This window comes from Methylobacterium sp. J-030 (assembly GCF_022829545.1).
In the GTDB taxonomy this organism is placed as follows: Bacteria; Pseudomonadota; Alphaproteobacteria; order Rhizobiales; family Beijerinckiaceae; genus Methylobacterium.
In genome coordinates, this window is sequence record NZ_JAKSYM010000325.1 from 1 (window position 1) to 1,898 (window position 1,898).

Sequence of the window (1,898 nt, forward strand, 5' to 3'; positions counted from 1 at the left end):
CTTCAATCCCAGCGGCCGGGCCAAACCCGATTGCCCTCAGAGCGACGCGCTGGCTCCAAAGACAGGGCCCTTTGGTGCGTAGCCGCGTGGGCACAGTCGCAGCTGAGGCCCGCTCCCATTCCCCCCGAGGGGCGGGCCTCAGGTCTTCATCCCCTCAGCCTACCGAACAAAGAAAAGGCCACCCCTGCGAGGGAGCGGCCCGAAGTCTAGGGAGGAAACGCCCTTGGAAGGGCAGCCGGACCGCGACGCCATCGCCGTCCCGCATTGCAAACCTAGACCGCAGCACCGCAACAGACAACCACCTGAGGGTTGCAGGCTGCTACTTTGGAAAGCGGCCGAGCCGTCGAGGTATGCTTCCACACTATAGCGCAACATGTTGGCCGTGGGCCGAGGCTCGCGGTCTCCAGTCCCGCTTCAGCATCGACTCTCATGCAACCTTGCGGCAGGCTGGTTACCGGGCAGCTTGTAGGCGCCCAGCGCAGAATGCGAGACACCTAGGGACTTGTACCGCTCGTTCGGTCGCACTTTCGGTGACCGTCTGATGTCCTTGCCCAGAGGTCGCCATGTCGCTCTCCATCGCCCAACGCATCCTGTTTGGCTTCGCTGCCGTGACCCTGGTGATGGTGGCGCTGGGCATATATGCGATCATCCAGCTCAATTCGGCACGCCAGGCCACGGACGGCATCGTCGCACGCGACCTCAAGCTCGCCCGCCTCATCGACGATCTGGGCAACGACACGCGCGCGATCGGCAACCTACGCCGTAACGCCGTCATCGACTTTCTCGTGCGCGAGCGCGGCGGCACCGACCCAGCCCTCCTCGGCAAGCCGATCGGCGAGACCGCGGCGGCTTGGCGAAAGACCGCCGATCAGGTCGAGGCTGCGCTGAAGGCTCTGGTCCGGTCGGCGCAGGAGTATGAGCCCCTGGCGTTATCGAGCGATCGAGCCTCCAACTGGAATAAGCTCGGTATGCGGGCGACCGAGACCATGGCCTTTTTCATGGGCCTGCGCACGACAGCCGAAGCACTGTTCTCCGCCGTAGCCGCTAAGGACGTCGCCGCAGTCATCGCTCGGAACGCTGAACTCAACCAGACCCAGGCCGCGCTGCTGCAGCGTGTTGACGGTACGCGCGACGTACTCGATGACAATTTTGACGCCGGCCAACGCAGGGTCAGAGAAATCCAGGAGACCTCACGCTTATCCATCTCTCTCACGCTGGCAGCCGCAGTTCTCCTCGCGATAATCGTCACGTGGTTGATCAGCCGCGCCGTTGTACGTCCGCTCAAGGGTCTGATGGCGTTCGTCGATCACGTTGGCGAAGGCGATCTCTCGCGGCGCCTGGAGGTACGCAGCGGCGACGAGGTCGGGCGGCTCGCCAGCACCCTCAACACGATGGTGGCGGGTCTCTCGGACCTCGCCCGGACCAACCGCACCGCCACCACCGACCTGAACGCCGCCGCGGCCGAGATCCGCGCCTCCGCACAGGAGCAGGCGGCCTCGGTCGAGCAGCAATTCGCTGCCGTGCAGCAGACCGCCGCCACCATGGATCAGATCACACAAACCGGCGCGCAGATCAGCAAGCGCGCCACCGAAGTGATCGCCAACGCCCAGGCCACCGTTCAGACTTCCCGCCAGGGCCTGCGCGCCGTCTCGGACACCGCCAAGGCCATGGACGCGATCCGCGAGCAGGCCGAGCCGTTGGCCGGCACAATCGTCACCCGGTCGGAGAAGCCCCAGACGATCGGCGACACAATCACGCGGGCAAACACAATCCCGGACGCCACCACCCGCCCCGCCCCCACCCCCCCAACCGAGCCGCGGCGGGCGGCCACACGGGGGCCCGCTCCCTGTTCGTCCCCCTCGCGGTGAAGGTGGCTCGCGGTTCGGCCCACGACGCCC

1 protein-coding gene is annotated in these 1,898 nt (G+C 66.1%); it reads left to right on the plus strand.

Annotated elements, in window-relative coordinates; translation table 11 throughout:
- The first annotated feature begins 563 nt into the window (after positions 1-563).
- Positions 564-1,868 carry a methyl-accepting chemotaxis protein gene (locus MKK75_RS25340; RefSeq protein ID WP_244045266.1) on the plus strand — a complete coding sequence of 435 codons (1,305 nt, stop codon included), beginning with the start codon at positions 564-566 and terminating at the stop codon, positions 1,866-1,868.
- The last annotated feature ends 30 nt before the right edge of the window (positions 1,869-1,898 follow it).

Coding starts and splice junctions, on each gene's coding strand:
- MKK75_RS25340 (WP_244045266.1), top strand. CDS start 564: ATGTCGCTCTCCATCGCCCAACGCATCCTGTTTGGCTTCGCTGCCGTG.